Annotated in this window: 15 protein-coding genes; 9 read left to right on the top strand and 6 right to left on the bottom strand. The window is 74.7% G+C overall.

All coding sequences use genetic code 11. The features are described from left to right. Positions 1-84: 84 nt before the first annotated feature. Together NDAS_RS09050 and NDAS_RS09055 are read left to right on the top strand one after the other, a co-directional pair. Positions 85-1,302, top strand: a complete 1,218-nt coding sequence (locus NDAS_RS09050; protein ID WP_013152859.1) for an anhydro-N-acetylmuramic acid kinase — start codon at positions 85-87, stop codon at positions 1,300-1,302. Positions 1,303-1,306: 4 nt separating this feature from the next. After that, entirely contained in the window at positions 1,307-2,908 is a 1,602-nt protein-coding gene (locus NDAS_RS09055; protein WP_013152860.1) for a sodium:solute symporter, read from the top strand. A 131-nt stretch (positions 2,909-3,039) separates the two neighbouring features. Here the strand turns inward: NDAS_RS09055 and NDAS_RS09060 are convergent, their stop codons facing one another. The 4 genes from NDAS_RS09060 to NDAS_RS09075 all read right to left on the bottom strand — a co-directional run bounded on the left by NDAS_RS09060 (position 3,040) and on the right by NDAS_RS09075 (position 6,653). Next, positions 3,040-3,381, bottom strand: a complete 342-nt coding sequence (locus NDAS_RS09060; RefSeq protein ID WP_013152861.1) for a hypothetical protein — start codon at positions 3,379-3,381, stop codon at positions 3,040-3,042. A 114-nt stretch (positions 3,382-3,495) separates the two neighbouring features. Continuing rightward, positions 3,496-5,052, bottom strand: coding sequence for a tripartite tricarboxylate transporter permease (locus tag NDAS_RS09065; protein ID WP_013152862.1), 1,557 nt, complete (start codon positions 5,050-5,052; stop codon positions 3,496-3,498). Then, positions 5,053-5,667 (bottom strand): tripartite tricarboxylate transporter TctB family protein, encoded by a 615-nt coding sequence (locus NDAS_RS09070; protein WP_013152863.1) that lies wholly within the window; start codon positions 5,665-5,667, stop codon positions 5,053-5,055. It abuts the gene before it with no gap. Continuing rightward, positions 5,664-6,653, bottom strand: coding sequence for a Bug family tripartite tricarboxylate transporter substrate binding protein (locus NDAS_RS09075; protein WP_013152864.1), 990 nt, complete (start codon positions 6,651-6,653; stop codon positions 5,664-5,666). Before NDAS_RS09075 ends, NDAS_RS09070 begins: the two co-directional genes overlap by 4 nt. 306 nt (positions 6,654-6,959) lie before the next feature. On the opposite strand from NDAS_RS09075, the gene NDAS_RS09080 reads away from it, so the two are divergent. Genes NDAS_RS09080 through NDAS_RS09090 form a run of 3 tightly spaced genes read left to right on the top strand, consistent with a single transcriptional unit; the run spans position 6,960 to position 9,861 of the window. Continuing rightward, positions 6,960-7,754, top strand: a complete 795-nt coding sequence (locus NDAS_RS09080; protein ID WP_013152865.1) for an IclR family transcriptional regulator — start codon at positions 6,960-6,962, stop codon at positions 7,752-7,754. Next, positions 7,751-8,995: a CaiB/BaiF CoA transferase family protein gene (locus NDAS_RS09085; protein ID WP_013152866.1), complete on the top strand. Its 1,245-nt coding sequence runs from the start codon at positions 7,751-7,753 to the stop codon at positions 8,993-8,995. Before NDAS_RS09080 ends, NDAS_RS09085 begins: the two co-directional genes overlap by 4 nt. Continuing rightward, on the top strand, positions 8,992-9,861 hold the full coding sequence (locus NDAS_RS09090; RefSeq protein ID WP_013152867.1) for a citryl-CoA lyase: 870 nt from the start codon (positions 8,992-8,994) through the stop codon (positions 9,859-9,861). Before NDAS_RS09085 ends, NDAS_RS09090 begins: the two co-directional genes overlap by 4 nt. Before the next feature lie 188 nt (positions 9,862-10,049). Here the strand turns inward: NDAS_RS09090 and NDAS_RS09095 are convergent, their stop codons facing one another. Beyond that, entirely contained in the window at positions 10,050-10,910 is an 861-nt protein-coding gene (locus NDAS_RS09095; RefSeq protein ID WP_041552615.1) for a universal stress protein, read from the bottom strand. Positions 10,911-11,724: 814 nt separating this feature from the next. Beyond that, positions 11,725-13,230, bottom strand: a complete 1,506-nt coding sequence (locus NDAS_RS09100; RefSeq protein ID WP_013152870.1) for an MFS transporter — start codon at positions 13,228-13,230, stop codon at positions 11,725-11,727. A gap of 99 nt (positions 13,231-13,329) precedes the next feature. On the opposite strand from NDAS_RS09100, the gene NDAS_RS09105 reads away from it, so the two are divergent. The 4 genes from NDAS_RS09105 (at position 13,330) to NDAS_RS09120 (ending at position 18,570) form a co-directional block, all read left to right on the top strand. Then, positions 13,330-13,953 (top strand): TetR/AcrR family transcriptional regulator, encoded by a 624-nt coding sequence (locus NDAS_RS09105; RefSeq protein WP_013152871.1) that lies wholly within the window; start codon positions 13,330-13,332, stop codon positions 13,951-13,953. A 223-nt stretch (positions 13,954-14,176) separates the two neighbouring features. Beyond that, a complete protein-coding gene (locus NDAS_RS09110; RefSeq protein ID WP_013152872.1) occupies positions 14,177-14,731 on the top strand; it encodes a hypothetical protein in 555 nt (184 codons plus the stop codon). 234 nt (positions 14,732-14,965) lie between these two features. Then, on the top strand, positions 14,966-16,801 hold the full coding sequence (locus tag NDAS_RS09115; protein WP_013152873.1) for an ABC transporter ATP-binding protein: 1,836 nt from the start codon (positions 14,966-14,968) through the stop codon (positions 16,799-16,801). After that, positions 16,798-18,570, top strand: a complete 1,773-nt coding sequence (locus NDAS_RS09120; RefSeq protein ID WP_013152874.1) for an ATP-binding cassette domain-containing protein — start codon at positions 16,798-16,800, stop codon at positions 18,568-18,570. Before NDAS_RS09115 ends, NDAS_RS09120 begins: the two co-directional genes overlap by 4 nt. Positions 18,571-18,904 lie beyond the last annotated feature (334 nt).

Here is an 18,904-nt window from a genome sequence, read left to right on the forward strand (position 1 = left end):
CCGGCCGGGGGATGCGCCTGAGTCCACGGCCGGACCCGCGCCGCACGCACTCACCCGGACCCGCCGACCCCGGGCGGGCGCCGCGTGATCGTCGTCGGCCTGTCCTCGGGGACCTCGGCCGACGGCATCGACGTCGCCGCCGCCCGCTTCGCCCTGGACGGGGACCTCGTCCTCCTGACCCCGCTGGGGCACCGCACCGAGCCCTACCCGGGCGACCTGCGGGAGGAGATCCGCGCCGCGCTCCCCCCGGCCCGCACGACCATGGAGGCCGTCTGCCGGCTCGACACCCGCATCGGCCGGGCGTTCGCCGACGCGGCGCTGCGCGCGGTCGGCGAACTCGCCGGGGGACGGGCCGACCTGGTGGCCTCGCACGGCCAGACCCTGTTCCACTGGGCCGATCAACGGGCCGACGGCGCCACGGTCCACGGCACCCTCCAACTGGGCCAGCCCGCCTGGATCGCCGAGGCCACCGGCCTGCCCGTGGTCTCGGACCTGCGCACGGCCGACGTGGCGGCGGGCGGGCAGGGCGCGCCGCTGGCCAGCCTGCTCGACGCCCTCCTGCTCGGGGCGCGCCCCGAACCCACCGCCGCCCTCAACCTCGGCGGCATCGCCAACGTCACCGTCCTGCGGGCAGGGGAGGCGCCGCTGGCCTTCGACACCGGCCCCGGCAACGCTCTGCTCGACGCCGCCGCGCGCCGGGTGAGCGGCGGACGCGCCGACTTCGACGCCGACGGGGCCCTGGCCCGCTCCGGCCGCCCCGACCCCGCCCTGCTCAAGCACCTGCTCGCCGAGCCCTACTACCGCCTGCCCCCGCCCAGGACCACCGGGCTGGAGCTGTTCGGCCCCGGCTACCTCGACGCGGCGCTGCGCGCCACCGGCACGCCCGACGACGGGGACCTGATGGCCACCCTGGTCGAACTCACCGCCGCCACCGTCGCCGACGCGCTGCGCCCCCACGGCGTGGTCGAGGTGCTCGCCTCGGGCGGCGGCACCCGCAACCCGGTCCTCATGGAACGCCTCGCCGACCGGCTCCGACCGGCGAGGCTGGCCGCGTTCGACGCCCTGGGGCTGGACAGCGACGCCAAGGAGGCCTACCTGTTCGCGCTGATCGGCTTCCTCACCTGGCACGGGCTCCCCGGATCCGTGCCCTCCTGCACCGGAGCCCGCCGCGCGCCGGTGGCCGGACGCCTCACGCCGGGCGCCTCACCGCTCCGGCTCCCCGAACCCGCGGCCACCGTCCCCGCGCGCCTGCGCGTCGGGGCACGGGACCGGCGGGCCCCCGACCCCCACCCCCCGGAGTAGCGCAGTGCAGACAATCGACCTCGTGGTCATCGCGGTGTACCTGCTGGGATCGGCCTGGCTCGGCCTCAGGCTCTCCGGCCGACAGCGCGATATCAAGGACTACTTCATCGGCAACCGGCAGCTGCCCTGGTGGGCGGTGTGCCTGTCGGTGGTGGCCACCGAGACCAGCGCCCTGACCGTGATCAGCATCCCCGGCGTGGCCTACCTGGGCAACGTCACCTTCCTCCAGGTGGCGGTCGGCTACCTGATCGGGCGGGTGGTCGTGGCCTTCGTGCTGCTGCCCCGCTACTACCGGGGCGAGATGACCACGGCCTACGCCTACCTCGGCATCCGCTTCGGCCGGGGCATGCAGGGCACGGCCTCGGTCGCGTTCCTGTTCACGCGGCTGCTCGCGGACGGGGTGCGGCTGTTCGCGGCGGCCATCCCCGTCAAGATCATCCTGGGCTCCTACGGGGTGGACCTGTCCTACTTCGCGATCATCGCCCTGCTGGGCGCGGTCACGGTCCTGTACACCTTCGTCGGCGGCATCCGGGCCGTGGTCTGGGTGGACGTCCTCCAGATGGCGGTGTACGCGGTCGGCGGCGTCGCCGCCCTGGCGGTCATCGCGGGCAGCCTCGACGCGGACTTCCTGACGGTGGCCGCCGACGCGGGCAAGACCCAGTTCCTCGACTTCACCTCGAACCCGGTCTCGGCCCCCTACGCGACGGTCACCGCGGTCCTGGGCGGCGCCCTGCTCTCCACCGCCTCCCACGGCGCCGACCAGATCATCGTGCAGCGGCTGCTGGGCTGCCGCAGCCTGCGCGACGCCCAGAAGGCGGTGATCGGCAGCGCCGTCGTGGTGTTCTTCCAGTTCGCCCTGTTCCTGGCCGTGGGCCTGGCGCTGTACGCCTACTACGAGGGCGCCTCGGTGGAGGAGCTGGGCCTGGCCAACTCCGACGAGCTCTTCCCGACGTTCATCGTGGAGGGGCTGCCGGCCGGCCTGTCGGGCCTGCTGCTGGCGGGGATCCTGGCCGCGGCGATGAGCACCCTGTCGTCCTCGCTGTCGGCGCTGTCCTCCTCCACCATGGCCGACCTGTACGAGCGGTTCAGCAGGCGCACGCTCACCGACGCCCAGGGCCTGCGGCTGGGCAGGCTGTTCACCCTGGGCTGGGGGCTGGTCTTCATCGGGGCGGCGGCGATGTTCACCGGCACCGACAACCCGGTCGTGGAGCTGGGCCTGTCCGTGGCCAGCCTGACCTACGGCGGCCTGCTGGGCGCGTTCTTCCTGGGGCTGTGGGTGCGCCGGGCCCGCCAGCTCGACGCGATCGTCTCCTTCGCGGTCGCGGTGGCCACCATGGTCTGGCTGTTCCTCTTCCAGCCCGACCTGGTCGGCTTCACCTGGTACACCGCCATCGGCACGACCATCGTGCTGGGCCTGGGCTACCTGCTGTCGCTGCGCCACCGCGACGCCGCGCCCCGGCCGGAGGAGATGCCGGGGGAGCCCTCCGACACCGGAACCGGGGAGCCCTCCGACACCGGAACCGGGGAGGGCTCCGGCGCCGCGACCGGCCGGGCGCCCCGCGCGGAGGGCGAGCCCACCCCGGCGGACGAGGGGGAGCGGCCCTGACCCCCGGTCCGGCCCCGGCCCGGGCCGAGGCTCCGCCGCACCGGCGGACGGTGTGCCCGCCTTCGCACCCGTAGCGGGGGCCGGCCCGGAACACGCACCCGTCGGGCCCTGACCCCCGTGGCGCGGGCGGGTCAGGAGACGCTTTCGACGATCCACGAGACCAGCGCGTCGTGGCCGTGCCCGCTGACGTGGTCGTGCAACCCGTCCTCGGCGACCGCGGCACCGCACAGCGGGCACCCCGGGGGCTCCTCGACGGGGGTCTCCTCCACGGGCGCGTCCCGATCGGCCGGATCGACGCCCTGGCCGCGCAGGTCGGCGTAGACGGTGTCGCGGGTCACGCCGTAGGCGTCGGCCAGCCTGGTGACGTTGCGGTGGCCGCGCCGCCAGCTCTGGGCCACGGACTCGGCGCGCACCCGGGCGGCGAAGCGCCGGATGTCCAGGGGGCTGCGGGGGGCGTCGTCGGGTTGTGCCATGCGCGCAGACTACGGCGGGTCACCGACACCGCCGTCCGGCGTGCCCGCCTCCGCGCACACGAGAAGGGCCGGTCCGTGGCAACCCCCCGGACCGGCCCCCCGCGCACGCGACGCTCACCCCGCGTCGACGGTCTCCTCGCGCCGCGCCTCGCGCGAACGCGCACGGGCGCGGATCCGCAGGAAGGCGACCAGGGCCACGGCGGCCACGAGGACCGCGTAGATCCCGATCGTGATCGGCCCCGCGAAGAGCACCCCCACGTCGCCCTGGCCGATGGCCAGGGCCCGGCGCAGCTCCGTCTCGGCCAGCGGACCGAGGATGACCGCGATGAGCACCGGCGCCACCGGGATCTCGTAGCGCCGCATCATGAACCCGAGCAGCCCCAGAATGATCAGCAGCCACAGGTCGGTGATGGAGTAGGACGCGGCGTACACGCCCAGCGCCGCGAAACCGGTGATGCCCGCGTACAGGTAGCGCCGCGGGATCAGCAGCAGCTTGGCCCACAGCGGCGCGAAGGGCAGGTTGAGGATGAGCAGCATGACGCTGCCGACGAACAGGCTGGCCAGCAGGGCCCACACCAGGTCGGCGTTGCGCTCGAACAGCAGCGGTCCGGGCTGCATCCCGTACTGCTGGAAGGCGGCCAGCATGATCGCGGCCGTGGCCGAGGTCGGCAGGCCCAGGCCCAGCAGCGCGCCCATCGCGGTTCCGGCGGTGGCGCTGGCGGCCGACTCGGGCGCGGCCACGCCCTCGATGGCGCCGTCGCCGAACTCGTCGGGCCGCTTGCCCCGGCGCGCCCGGAGCTGGGAGAGCTTGCGTTCGGTGCCGTAGGCCAGGAAGGTCGGGATCTCCGAGCCGCCCGCCGGGATCGCGCCGAAGGGCAGGCCGAAGCCCAGCCCGCGGATCCACGCCGGGATCGCGCGGCGCAGGTCGCGCCCGCTCAGCCAGGGGGTGCCGGTGCCGGTGATGAGCTTGTCGCCCACGCCCCCGCCCCGGTGCACGCGCGAGACCACGTGCAGCACCTCGCCCAGCGCGAGCAGGCCCACGGTCACCGTGACCACGCTGATCCCCTCGAACAGGGAGGGGACACCCAGGGTGAAGCGGGCCGCGCCGCTCTGGGCGTCGATGCCCACCATCGCGATGGCCAGGCCGATGGAGAGCGCGATGAGCCCGCGCACCATGGACTGGGCCACCACCGCCGAGGTGGCGACGAAGGCCAGGACCGCCAGCGCCAGGTACTCGGCCGGGCCGAAGCGCAGGGCGATGTCGATGATCACCTTCGAGAAGAAGGCCACCACCGTCGTGGCCACCACCGCGCCGGTGAACGCGCCGATGGCCGACGTGGCCAGGGCCTGGGAGGCCCGGCCCTTGAGCGCCATCCTGTGCCCCTCGATCGCGGTGGCGATCGCGGAGCTGTTGCCGGGCGTGTTCATCAGGATCGACGTGGTCGAGTCGCCGAACAGGCCGCCGTAGTACACGGCGGTGAACATGATGAAGGCCCCGGTGGGGTCCAGCTTGAACGTGACGGGCAGCAGCAGGGCGACGGCCATGGCCGAGCCCAGGCCGGGCAGCACGCCCACGGCGGTGCCCAGCAGGACGCCCACGAACGCCCACAGCAGGTTCTCGGGGGAGAGCGCGGCGGCGAACCCGCCGCCGAGCAGACTCAGGGTCTCCACTTACAGCACCCCTCCCAGGATTCCGGCGGGCAGGTTGAGGCCGAGCCCGCCGACGAAGGCGAGCTGGACCACGGACGAGTAGGCCAGCGCGACGGCGGCCTCGAACAGCGGGCGCCTGCCGCCGAAGGCCCAGGTCACGCCGAAGAACAGCAGCGCGCCGGACAGCAGCCAGCCCACCGGCTGCAACAGCAGGGCGAAGAGCACCACCGCGCCGAGCACGGTGCCCACGGCGCGCCAGTCGCTGTGGGCGGCGGGGGCGCTCGCGGACGGGCCGCGCCCCTCGACCAGGTCGCCGACCACGCCCGCGTCGCCGCCGGGGTGGTCGGTCCCCTCCGGCTCGGGCGCCGCGGGGCGCAGGGCCACCTGGACGACCAGGGCCGCGCCGAGGACGAGCATCAGCACCGCGACGATCGCGGGAAAGAGCTGGGGGCCGGGGGAGGCCGAGTTGTCGGGCACGTGCATGGTGAGCGTCTGCACGCCCACGAACACGCCGATGCCGATGGTGAGCAGGCCGACGAAGATCTCGCTGCGCCCCCTCCACCAGGTGGGCCGCTCCTCACGCGGCCGCGCGCCGGGCCCGCCCGGGGCGGTGGGTGTCGTGCTGTGCTGGCTCATGAAAGCCCCAGGTCCTCGGTGACGTCGGTGATGCGTTCGATCTCGGCCGCGAGGAACTCCTCGAACTCGGGGCCGCTCTGGAAGGTGTCGTCCCAGCGGTTGCGCTGGAGGGTGTCGCGCCACTCGTCGGTGCGCACCATCTCCTCCACGATCGCGGTGAGCTCCGCCCGCTCGGCCCCGGTGATGCCGGGCGGGGCCATGAACCCGCGCCAGTTGGGCAGCACCGCGTCCACGCCCTGCTCGGGCAGGGTCGGGGCGTCGATGCCCTCGACGCGCTCGTGGGCCGAGACACCCAGGACGCGGATGTTGCCCGCCTCCACCTGGTCGCTGAACTCGTTGTAGCCCGAGACGCCCACGTCGAGGCTGCCCGAGAGCAGCGAGGTGAGCGCCTGCGCGCCGCCCGCGAAGGGGATGTAGTTGACGGCCTGGGGTTCGACGCCCTGCGACTGGGCGGCCAGCCCCGCCAGGAGGTGGTCGGTGCCGCCCAGGGAACCGCCGCCGACCGCGACCGCGCCCGGGTCCTCCCGCCAGGCCTCGATGAGGTCGCCCATGTCCTCCAGCGGGGAGGCGGCGGGGACCACGAAGACCTCGTAGTCGTCGGCGACGCGGGCGATGGGCACCACGTCCTCCAGGGTCTGGGCCGAGTCGTTGACGATGATGCCGCCGATCATGACGGTGCCCGTGGTCATCAGGGTCGTGGCGCTGCCCTCGCGGCGCACCGTCTGCGCCAGGCCGATGGTCCCTCCCGCACCGGGGAGGTTGAGGACCTGGGTGTTGTCGACGATGTCGTTCACGCGCAGGGAGTGCTGCGCCTCGCGCGCCACCAGGTCCCAGCCGCCGCCGGGGTCGGCGGGGACGACGATGTCGATCCTGGCGCGGGCCTCCGACGCGTTCGTGTCGGACAGCGCGGCGTTCGTCGCGGCGGCGCCCACCAGGAGCGCGGTGGCCACGGCCCCCGACGCGCGGAGGATCCGCTGTCTGTTCATCCTTCACTCCCTTTCGGCCCACTGGTCCACCAGGTGGTCCAACGGGACCGTTTCGTGGTCTGGGAAATCATGCGAGCCCCCGTGAGCACTGTCAATGCCGATTCGAAACCTTTTGTTAACGAGTGTGTTGCGGCGCACAGTCCCCTGTTGGTCTTCCCTTCTGCGCAGGCCAGTCCGGTTCCCGCCAATGGAGGTGCTCTTCGGGGAGGGGCTGGCCGTGCGCCGAGGGGTTGCGCTACGCTGACGGCGCGATTCCACTTAGCGGTCCTTGCGAACCACCTAGTGGACCAAACGGAAGGGGGAGGGATGCCTGACGGCGACTCCGGCGGCACCGTGCGCAGCGTCGCGCGCGCCCTGGACCTGCTCGACCTGTTCGACGAGAGGAACCAGCGCTACTCCACACGGGAACTGGTGGAGCGCACCGGCCTGGCCAAGACCACGGTCCTGCGGCTGGTCGCGACCCTGGAGCAGCGCGGACTGCTGTGGACGGCTCCCGACGGCAAGGTCGGTGTCGGCCCCAGCCTGCTGCGCTGGTCGCGCCTGGCCCACGCCGTCTGGCAGGTGCCCGAGGCCGTCCGGTCCGTCATGCGCGAACTCGTCGCCGACACCGCCGAGACCGTCAACCTCTACGTCCGCGCCGACGCCACCCGCGTGTGCGTGGCCAAGGAGGAGGGCCCCCAACGGCTGCGCCACGTCGTCAACGTCGGCGACGAGATGGTCCTGTGGGGCGGGGGCGCCAGCAAGGTGCTGCTCATCGGCGCGGGGGAGTCCCTGCTGCTGCGCGTGGCCGCCGCATCCCCCCACGGCCCCGGGCACGTCAGCCGCCTGCGCGAGGAGGTGGAACTGGCCCGCACACGCGGCTTCGCCGTCAGCCACGGCGAGCGCGAGCGGGGCGCCTCCGGCGTGGCCGCGCCCGTCTACGGCCCCGCCGGCGGGGCGCCGGTCGCCGCGCTGGCCGTGGGCGGACCCACCGCCCGCTTCACCGACGCCGCCGTGGAGGGCTTCACCACGGCGGTGGTCGACGCCGCCCGCCGCATCACCGACATCGGGCTCGACCCCTCGGGAGGGACCGTGGGACCCGGAACACAGGAGAGACGTTGACCGACACCGACACCGACACAGGCTCCGAGGCCGGGGAGAGGACCCTGCCGCTCGCGGGGGTGCGCGTCCTGGACATGACCAACGTCCTGGCCGGGCCCTACGCCGGGTACCAGCTGGCGCTCATGGGCGCCGACGTGGTCAAGGTCGAGGTCCCCGGCTCCGGGGACCTGGCCCGCCAGCTCGGCGCCTCGGCGGAGCTGAACGGGCGCGGACTGGGCGCGTCGTTCCTGGCGCAGAACGCGGGCAAGCGCTCCCTGACCCTGGACCTGAAGACCCCCGGCGGCCGGGAGACCATGACCCGCCTGGTGCGCCGCTCCGACGTGCTGCTGGAGAACTTCCGGCCGGGCGTGCTGGAGCGCCTGGGCTTCGGCTGGAAGGACCTGAGCGCGGTCAACCCCGGCCTGGTCTACTGCGCGGTGTCCGGGTTCGGCTCCGACGGCCCCCTGAGCGGGCGCCCGGCCTACGACCAGATCATCCAGGGCCTGTCGGGGATGATGAGCACCACCGGCACGCCCGGCACCGGCCCCCTGCGCGCGGGCTTCCCCATCGCCGACGTCCTGGGCGGCCTCGCCGCCGCCTTCGCGATCAGCACCGCCCTGGTCAGGAGGGAGCGCACCGGCCGGGGGAGCAGCGTGGACGTGTCCATGCTGGAGACCGCGATCACCGCGATGGGCTGGGGCGTGTCCAACTACCTGTCCGCGGGTGTGGAACCGGTCCCCATCGGCAACGAGAACGCCACGGCGGCCCCCTCGGGCACCTTCGCCACCGCCGACGGCGCGCTCAACATCGCCGCCAACAAGCAGGAGCAGTTCGAGGCGCTGTGCGCGGTCGTGGGCGCGCCCGAACTGGCGCGCGACCCCCGCTTCGCCCAGCGCGAGGACCGCAAGACCCACCGCGAGGCCCTCCGCGAGGCCCTGGAGGAGCACCTGGGCACCCGGACCGCCCTGGAGTGGGAGCGCGAGCTGGCCCGGGTCGGGGTCCCCGCCGCCCGCGTGCTGACCGTGGCCCAGGCGCTGGAACTGGACCAGGTGGCCCACCGGGGGCTGGTGCACACGCTGCCCTTCCCCGGCGGGGAGGACCGCGAGCTGCGCGTGCTCGGCAGCGGCGTCCGCGTGGACGGCGCGCCCCTGGGCCCGCGCACGGCGCCGCCCCTGCTGGGCGAGCACACCGAGCAGGTGCTGCGCGAGGCGGGGTTCAGCGACCAGGAGATCGACGCACTGCGCGAGGAGCGGGCCGTATGAGCACGATCGACACGCCGTCCATGACCCACGACGAGATCGGCCTCTGGTGGCGGACCGGGCTGATCCGGATCGCCCCCGGCGAGATCGAACCGGGTGGCTATCCGGTGCAGGAGCTGATCGGCCGGGTCTCCTTCGTGGACACGGTCTGGCTCATGCTGCGCGGCGAGCTGCCCGACCCGCGCCGCTCCCGCCTGTTGGAGGCCGCCCTGGTCGCCGCCGTGGACCACGGCCCCCAGGCGCCCTCCATCGCCGCCGCCCGGATGGCGGCCAGCTGCGGGGTGGGCCTGAACAACGCCGTCGCCACCGGCGTCAACCTGCTCGGGGACGTGCACGGCGGCGCGGGCCAGCAGTGCGTCGCCCTCCTGGAGGAGATGGCCGGGCGCGTCGCCGACGGGACCCCGGTGGCGCGGGTGGCCGAGGAGGTGGTCGCCGAGTACCGCGGGCGCGGCGCGTACGTGCCCGGCTTCGGCCACCGCTTCCACCCGCGCGACCCACGCCGCGACCCGCTGCTGGGCCTGGTGCGCGAGGCGGTCGAGGACGGCCTCGTCCCCGCCGGACCGCTGGAGGCCGCCCTGGCGCTGGAGGAGGCGCTGGCCAGGGGGCGCGGACGCCCCGTGCCGATGAACATCGACGCCGCCACCGCCGTCGTCTACGCCTCGCTGGGCTTCCCCTCGGAGCTGGCCCGGGGGCTGTTCGTCCTCTCCCGTTCCGTGGGCATCCTCGCCCACGCCTGGGAGGAGCACCAGAGCGGGTCGCGCATCAAGGGGCCCCTGCCCAGGGCGGTGCTGGCGGGCTACGACGGCCCCGCGACCCGCCACCTCGCCGCCGACGACCCGCGGCTCTCTGCGGACCCCGGTCGGGACTGACCGCGCAGAGTCCCCCCGACGGCGGGCGCCGGATACCTCCGTCCGGTCCGGTGCCCGCTCCCCCTCCGCGTGACCTGGCTGGACGGCCCGGGTCCGCGGTCGCCGGGCTGTGCTCCGCGCGCCCGGGACGGTGCCGGGGCGGCGTGCTCGTGCCGGTCGGCCCCGGGGCCGCGCGTCCCGCCGCCCCGTCAACCTGTGTGGACCACCATGACGGGGCAGGGGGAGCGGTGCAGTACCCCGTGGGCCGCCGAACCCAGGGCCAGGCGGGTCAGTCCGTGCTCGCCTCCCGCCCCGACCACGAGCAGCCGCGCTGCTCGCGCCGCGTCCGTCAGCGCCGCGACGGGGCGGCCGTCCACCACCTCGGTGCGCACCTCCACCTCCGGGTACCGGGCACGGAGGGGCCCGACCGCGCGCTCCAGGGCGAGTCCATCGCCTGGGCCGCTCTCCCGGGCCCGGGGAGACGACGCGACCGCGGGGGGAAGGAACGGCAGCGCCGACTCCCGGACCCGCACGACGCGCAGCGGCCCGCCCCCGGTGGAGGCTGCCTCGAACGCCTCGGCCACGACCCGCTCCGCGCGGGCCGACCCGTCGTCCCCCACCACCACCTCGGCGCTGGCGTCGGCCGCGGGCCGCGGCCCCACCACGACGACCGGCACCGACGACTGCGCGGCCACGCGGTAGGCCACCGACCCCACCCTCAGCCCCGAGAACCCGCCGCGCCCCCTGTGCCCGACGACCACCAGGGCCGTCCCGTCCTGCCCCGCGCGCTCCAGCAGCGCCCGGCCGGGGGAGTCCATCACCACCTCCCGGTCCACGGCCGTACCGGGGGCCGCGGCCGACGCGCGTTCCTCGGCCAGGTCCAGGACGGCGCGCGCGCTCGCGCGGATCTCCTCCTCGGGCCAGACGAAGGCCGCGTCCGGCGACGGCGCGGGGAGGGCCGTGAGCGTCCGCAGGCGGCAGTGCCGCCGGGCGGCCTCCGCCGCGGCCCACTCCACCGACCGCAGGCTCTCATCGGAACCATCCACCCCGACGAGGACCGACCGCTCCATGACAACCTCCACTGGTCTCGTCACCACCGCGTCACCCACCATCATCACCAGGAAGGGCTCCCGGAGCGGCCGCTCCCGGTTTCCGGGCGAGTCCCGCCCGGTCCGCCCCGGCCCGCTCCCCGGGACCGGGGCGGGCGTGCCGCACACGGCCGCGGGGCGGGCCTCCAAGGGGCCCGCCCCGCGGTGTCATGCCGTGGCGTCACGCTGTGTTTTCCGGAACCGTCGTCCTCCGCGCCCGGCGCCCGACGCGCCGAACCGGGTCCGCCGCCCGGGGTCAGATGCGGGGCCTGCGCCTCCGGGTCAGGGAGTTGATCCACCGCAGGGCCTGCCCGCCGGGGCTCCGTCGGCCCGGGGGCGTCCGGCGCGCCGGACCCCGTAGCGGATCCGGGCCGCCGCGCCCCATCGGGCTGCCGCCCCGGGACCGGGCCGCGGACCGGGCGAACCGCTGGGCCATCGCCAGGGGGTCGCTGCCGCGTCCACCCGTTCGCCCACCCGCACGCGGGCGCCCGCCCGGTGCCGGGCGGGCCAGTCCGGTGCGCCGCATCAGCTGGTTCTTCGCCGTCCTCAGGGGGTTCCTCATGGCGGTTTCCTCCTCGTCTGTCGGTCCCGTGTCCCGGTCGGCCACCCCGCCGCCGGGCGGATGATGACGAACGGAGCACGTTCCTCGTTCCTGTCTGTTGCGCTACCCCCAAGTGTGATATTGATGCGTCTTTCCTCGATCGGGCTGGCGGAGTGACCCCGGCGGGGAAGCCCGTCGGCGTGTCCCCCGGGAGGGTCAGCGCAGGTCAAAGGGGTTCTTGAACCTTCGGAGGGCTCACGCGCCCTCGGACGGATCCCGTCGCGTTTCGCGCGGCAGTACCGGTGTCAGGGCGGCCGCCACGAGCTGCACGGCCGCGAGCAGGCCGAAGACCAAGCCGTACGCCTCCCCTTCGGGTGCGTGCCCCGAGACGGCCGTCGTCATCAGCGCGGCCAGGCCCAGGGCGCCGCCCGTCTGCTTGGCCGCGTTCATCAGGCCCGAGACGGCCCCCGCGTCCCCGGGGGCGGCGCCCGAGGTCACGACGGCGGTCAGCGGAGTGGTGAACAGGCCGCCGCCCACGGACATGAGGACCGCGGGCCCCAGCACCGCCGCGGCGTAGGTCTGCTCGGTCACCGCCGCGGCCTGCCAGGCGAAGCCCGCCGCGGCGGTGAGGCAGCCGACCCCGATCAGCGTTCGCGCCCGCACGAACCCCATCAGCCACGGGGTGACCAGCCAGCCCACGGCCATGGTGACCAGGGTGTGCGGCAGGAAGCCCAGGCCGGTCAGCAGCGGCCCGAAGCCCAGCTCGTCCTGCATGTAGAAGGTGAGGAAGTACCACATGGGCACCTGGAAGCAGACTCCGGCCAGGAACACCATGGCGTTGCCCGCCCAGACCGCGCGGCGGCGCAGGAGCCCCGGCGGCAGGAGGGGAGCGGGCGCACGGGACTCCACCGCGGCGAACAGCGCCAGGGCGAGGACGCCCGCGGCCAGCACCGCCACCGCGGCCGGGTCCCCCCAGCCGTGCTCCGCCGTGCGGGTGAGGCCGTAGGTGAGCGCGACCGTCCCGCCAGTCGCGGTCACCGCCCCGGGCAGGTCGATCCGTCCGCCGCGGCCCTCTCCCGGGCTCCGGCCACGCGGGTCCCGGCCAGGAGAACCCGTGCTGTGAGGGGCGCGGTCGTGGCGCTCCCGGTCACGCTGACCCGTGTTGGCCGGGTCGCGGTCGTGGCGTTCCCGGCCCAGGAGGTAGGGGGTCATGGCCAGCGCCGCGATGCCGACGGGCACGTTGACCAGCAGGACCGACCGCCAGGACAGCGCCTCGGTCAGCGCGCCGCCGAGGAGGTTGCCGACCGCGCCGCCCGCCACGCTCACCGCGGTCCAGGCGGCCAGCGCACGCACGCGGGCCCGCCCCTCGGGGAAGGAGGCGGTCAGGATGGTCAGGGTCGCGGGGGCCAGTACCGCCGCGCCCGCTCCCTGGAGCGCGCGGGCGGTGACCAGCAGGACGGGGGAGGGGGCCGCCCCGCCCAGCAGGCTGGCCGCGCAGAACAGCGCGAGCCCGGCGGCGAACACCCGCCGGTGTCCGTACAGGTCGGCCAGCCGCCCGCCCAGCAGCAGGAGGCCGCCGAAGGCCAGGGTGTAGGCGTGGGCGACCCAGGGCAGCCCCGTCGCGGAGAACCCCAGGGAGGAGCGGATCGAGGGCAGGGCGACGTTGACCACCGACACGTCGAGCACCACCATGAGCTGCGCGGCGCACACCAGGGCGAGCAGCAGGCGCGCGGTCGTCTCCCCCGTCCGGGTTCGGGGCACGTGACACCTCGTTCCAGCAAAGCAATGTGGTTACATTGATTTGAACGGTAGTGTCGACGTGGCCACAAAGCAATGTGCATACATCGATAAGGGGGTCGGATGAGCGCACCGACGCGCGGGCCGGGAGCCGAGCACGAACAGCGCCGCCTCCAGATCGCCGACGCGGTCCTCGCCGTGGCGGCCGAACACGGCATGGCGGCCGTGTCCCAGACCAGCGTGGCGGCCCGCGCCGGGGTCTCACCCGGCCGAGTCCAGCACTACTTCCCCGCCAAGCACCAGATGATCGAGGCCGCCTTCGACCGGGGCAACGCCCTGAGCTCCGCGCGCATCGCCGCCAAGGCGGGCCCGGGCGACGACCCGCGCCGCCTCCTGACGACCGTGCTCACCGAGCTGATCCCCTACGACGACGCCACGCGCGCCCACATGCGCGTCCGCCAGGCCTTCACCGCGCTCGCCCTGTCCGACGAGGCCATCGCCCGGCGCATGCGCGAGGAGTACGCGCGCTTCCACGGCCGGGTCGCGGACCTGCTGCGCCGCGGTCAGGACGGGGGAGCGGTGCCCCGCACCCTGGACCCCGCCGAGCGTGCGGTCGCGCTCGTCGCCCTGGCCGAGGGGCTGGCCTACTACGTGCTCGTGGACGTCCACCCGGCCGGGGCGGCCCGGGAGCGGGTGCTCGCCGAGATCGCCGCCCTCCACGTGCCCGGCCCCGGCGCGGAGGGCTGACCGGCCCCCGGCCGCCGCCGTTCCGGCCGCGAGCGCGAACACGGGTTCCGGCACTGACGGGTGGTCGGGAAGGAGGCCGGACCGCGCGGCCGGGTCGAGGACGAGGCCCCTCGCGGTGGTCTCGTCGGCCGGACCCGCGGCGCCAGCTGACGTCGGCTTCGCCGCGCCCGACCAGGAAGGCCTCACATGTCCGACGACCAGCACTCCCGAGGGGCGTACCCGCATGACAACCAGTGTCCAGCGGCTGATCGAGGCGGCACGCCCGGCGCCGCCGGCCGACCCGTTCGACTGGGAACAGGTCGAGCACCGGATCGGGGCGTCCGTGCCGCAGGACTACCGTGACCTCCTCGACGCGGGGGGCGGCGGACTCTGGCTGGGCTTCCTGAGGCTCCACGTTCCGGCGCCCGGCCCCGGCCTCAGGCACGTCGATCTCGAACGGTCGGGGCTGGAGTACCGACAGCTCCAGGACCTGTTCGAGGACGGGGTCGTGGAGCCGCCCGACGACCTCGCCCCTGATTCCGGACTGCTGCCCTGGGCCTCGACGGGAGCGGGGGTCACGCTCTACTGGCAGGTCTCACCGGGGACGGCGGCCGACGCGTACCCGATCCGGATCTCGGACCGGAGCGGCGAGGTGTGGGAGAGGCACGACCTGCCCACCACCGACCTTCTCCTGGGAACCGTCCGGGGCGAGGTGCGCGGTGAGCTGCTCCACGAGTCGTGGACGGAACGCGACGTGCTCTTCAGGTCCTACGCGCGGGAAGCGGCGCACGGCGGGTGACGCGCCCCATGCCGCGGTCGCCTCACCCCGTTCGGGGACGCGGCCCCGCGGCACACCGCGCTCCGGACGGCCACCGGAAAACCCGTCGCGCCCCGGGCGGCCTTCCCCGTAACGTGCTCCTCGCCGACCCCCGGCTCCTGCCCCTCCACGGCATGCCCGGCTTCCGAGAGGACCCCCCATGTGCGCCACCACCGCGCCCCCGGCCGCCTGTGACCTCGACGACCGGGGGCGGGCGTGACCGCGGGCACGGACCGTCTCCAGCCCCCGGTGACGCGGTGGGTGCTTCCCGCCCTGGTCCGGTACTCCTTCTCCGTGGCACCGGGTGCGGCCGCCCTGACCATGATGCTGGCCGTCCTCGCCGGTGCGGCCCCGGTCGGCATCACCATCGGGGTGGGCGCACTGGTGGACGGGCTCACCTCGGCCGCCGGCCAGGGGCTGGACGGTCCGGCGGCGCGGGAGTGCTACCGGTGGGTCGCCCTCATCGCCGTGCTCTTCCTCCTCACCCACGTCACCGAGTCGGCGCGCACGGCTCTGGGACGGGCCCTGGGCCGCCGGGTCACCGGCCGACTGAGGGAGCGCGTGATGGCGGCCGCCTCGGAACCGGCGACCGTCGGCCACCTGGAGGACCCGGCCTACCAGGGCAGACTCGGGCGTGCGCGGGGCGAGGGGACCATCGACATGCCGCCGGGGGAAGCGGTCTTCGGCCTGTCGGCCAAGGCCTCGTTGTGGGTGACCGCCGTCGGCTCCGCGGCCCTGCTCACCCAGGTCGCCTGGGGACTGGGGCTCATCGTCTTCGCGGTCTTCGCGGTGCTCCACCTCCGGCTGGTCCGCAACTACCGGACCGCCGTCGTCGAGACCGTGAACCAGACGCGGAAGCTGCGCCGTACGTCCTACCTGCGGGACGTGCCGACCACGCCGGACGCGGCCCGGGAAGTGCGCCTCTTCGGGCTCACGGCCTTCTTCCGCGACGCCTACCACGCCGAGTGGCGCGTGAACATGACCGAGGTCTGGCGGCGACGGCGCGAGCACCGCGTGTTCGTCGTCGTGATCGTCGTGGTCACCGGCCTCACGGTCGCCTCGGTCTTCTACTATCTGGCACACCGGGCCGCCGCCGGAGGCACGACGGTGGGCGACCTGGCGCTGGGCGGCCTGGCCCTGCGGGCCCTCCTCCAGGTGCTCCGGACGGACGAGGACGACCTGCGCACCAGCTTCGGCTCCAAGGCGGCCGCCGAGGCGTTCGCCCTTCCGGAGGCCGACCCGCCCGGCGGGTCCGACCCCGAGCCCTGGACGGAGCCGGTCGCGACCGTCTCCTGCGAGGGGCTGCGCTTCCGCTACGGCGGAGCCGCGGGCGACGTGCTGCACGGCATCGACCTCGACGTCCCCGAGGGGCAGTCGCTCGCCATCGTGGGCCTCAACGGAGCCGGCAAGACGACGCTGGCCCGGCTCCTCGCCGGTCTGGACGCTCCGAGCGGGGGCCGCCTGCGCGTCGGCGGAACCACGGTCGAGGACGCCAACCGCCGGAGCTGGCAGCGCCGGGTGGTCGCCGTCTTCCAGGACTTCGGCCGCTACGAGCTGACCGTGCGGGACAACATCGCCTTCGGCTCCCTGGCCCACGCCGACGACGAGGAGGGCCTGCGGGAAGCGGCGCGCCAGGCCGGACTGCTGGAGTTCGTCGAGGGACTCCCGAAGGGCTGGGACACGGTGATGTCCAGCGGGTACGAGGGCGGGGTCGACGCGTCGGGCGGCGAGTGGCAGCGCGTCGCCATCGCCCGGGCGCTGTTCGGCCTGCGGCACGGCGCACGGCTCCTGATCATGGACGAGCCGGCCGCGAGCCTGGACGCCCGCGCCGAGGCCCGGCTCTACGACACGTTCCACGAGCTCACCGCGGGGGCCACGACCGTCGCGATCTCCCACCGGTTCGCGACCGTGCGCAGGGCGGAGCGGGTGGTCGTCCTCGACCGGGGCCGCATCGTCGAGGACGGCACGCACGAGGACCTGATGAGCGCCGACGGCCGGTACGCCGAGCTGTTCCGTCTGCAGGCGAAGCGTTTCGAGGAGGCGTCATCGTGATCAGCGCCCTGCGCTTCGTCCTCACGACCGGACCCCGCGTCGACGGGTTGCGTTCCCTGGTCGTGGTGGCGATCGCGATTCTCGAACAGGCCACCGGGATCGGTCTCGCCGTGGCGATCGGGCTGTTCAGCGAGGCGGCGAGCGGGGGCCCGACCAGCGGCCTGGCGGTGCTCGCGCTGTGCGTGGCGGTCTTCGTCATGCTCACCCAGGGCACCTTCGTCGCCGGCTACTTCACCCGCCTCCGGCTCCAGGAGCAGATCCAGAGCCACGTCGACCGCCGGTTCGTCGACGCGGTCGGCACGACGCCGACGCTGGAGGTCCACGAGCGTTCGAGCCGCTCCGACAGGGCGGCGGCGGTGCGCGGGGCGCGGGGCGAGATCGGCCCGGGTTTCGACCGGCTGATGTGGCTGGCCGGAGCCGCGCTGGCCCTGGTCGCCTCGGCCGCCCTGATGGCCTCGGTCGTCCCCGTCCTGGCCCTGCTGCCGCTCTTCGCCCTCCCCGCCGTGCTGGCCACCCGGGCGGCGGACAGGAGGCGCGGCCGGGCCGAGGAGCGCGCCACGCCCAGGACCCGGCTGGCCGGTCACCTGTTCACGCTCGCCACGACGGCCGCGCCCGGTCGCGAGACCCGCCTCTTCGGGCTGGCGGGCGAGTTGCGGCGCAGGCACCGCCGGGAGTGGGACTCCGCGGGCCGCGACATCGCCCGGACCGACGGACTGTCCCGGGTCCCGGTCGCGCTGGCCTGGCTGCTCTTCGTGCTGGCGTACGCGACCGCCGTCGCCCTGATGGTGCGGGCCGGGCTGTCCGGCGACGCTCCGCTCGGCCTCATCGTCGCGGCGGTCGCGGTCAGCAGCCAGATCACCGGGCAGGTGCAGAGCCTGCTGAACCTGTCCTTCTGGTCGCTGGAGTCGCTTCGGGCGACCCGGGCGTTCCTCGACGTGGTGCGGGACGGCGACGCGGAGCGGGCGGCCCTCGTGCCGACCGCGCCGGTGGCGGTGCCCGCCCGGCTGGAGAGCGGCATCAGGGTGGAGGGTCTGGGCTTCCGGTACTGGAACCGCGATCGGCCCGCGCTGAGCGACATCGACCTCGAACTCCCGGCCGGGGCCGTGGTGGCGCTGGTCGGGGAGAACGGCGCGGGCAAGTCGACGCTGGTCAAGATGCTCAGCGGCCTCTACCGGCCCGGTCAGGGGCGCGTCCTGGTGGACGGGACCGATCTCGCGCGGTTCGCCCCGGACCAGTGGCGCGCCCGGATCACGGCGGCCTTCCAGGACCCGGTGCGCATCGAGCTGTCCCTGCGGGACGCGGTCGGGCTGGGGCGGATCGAGGACCGCGGCGATTCGGAGCGGATCCTCCAGGCGCTGCGGACGGCCGGCGGGGACGGGCTCCTCGCCTCGCTGCCCGGGGGCCTGGACACCCGGCTCGGGCGCGGGTCGTGGGACGGCGAGGGGCTGTCCGGCGGCCAGTGGCAGACGGTCGCCAACGCCCGTGCGGCGATGCGGCGGGCGCCGCTGCTGCGGATCATGGACGAGCCCACCGCCAGCCTCGACGCGCGCGCCGAGGAGCGGCTGTTCCAGCAGTACGCCGACCTGGGCCGCCAGGAGGGCGGCGTGACCGTCCTTGTCACGCACCGCCTCACGACCGCCCGGGCGGCCGACCTCATCGTGGTGATGGACGGCGGCCGGGTCGTGGAGACCGGCACCCACGACACGCTGAGCCGGGCCGACGGGCTCTACGCCGAACTGTTTCGCCTCCAGGCGCGGTACTTCGTCTGACCGGCCGCGCCGGACCCGGACTGACGTGCTCCCCCTCCTGGAAGAGAGGGGTACCGACCGTCCACGACGGGACGGCCCCGCCCGGGCGGGGCCGTCCCGCGACAGCGGTTCCCCGCCGGTGACAGGGAGCCCTCGTCTCCACATGAGCGACGGGCTGTCACCTCATCCCGAGGTCAGTGTCGGAACCCGGCGATACGGGTGGTGCGAGCGCCGCGTGCCCGGGGACGACGGGGCGCCGAACTGTCGGAGGCCCGGGCCATAATCCCGGCGTCCGCCCACCACCGTGGGGGCGAGGCGAGAACCCGTCCCGAGGAGAGCCCGATGACGTCACCGA

It is taken from the genome of Nocardiopsis dassonvillei subsp. dassonvillei DSM 43111 (assembly GCF_000092985.1).
GTDB classification, from domain to species: Bacteria; Actinomycetota; Actinomycetes; order Streptosporangiales; family Streptosporangiaceae; genus Nocardiopsis; species Nocardiopsis dassonvillei.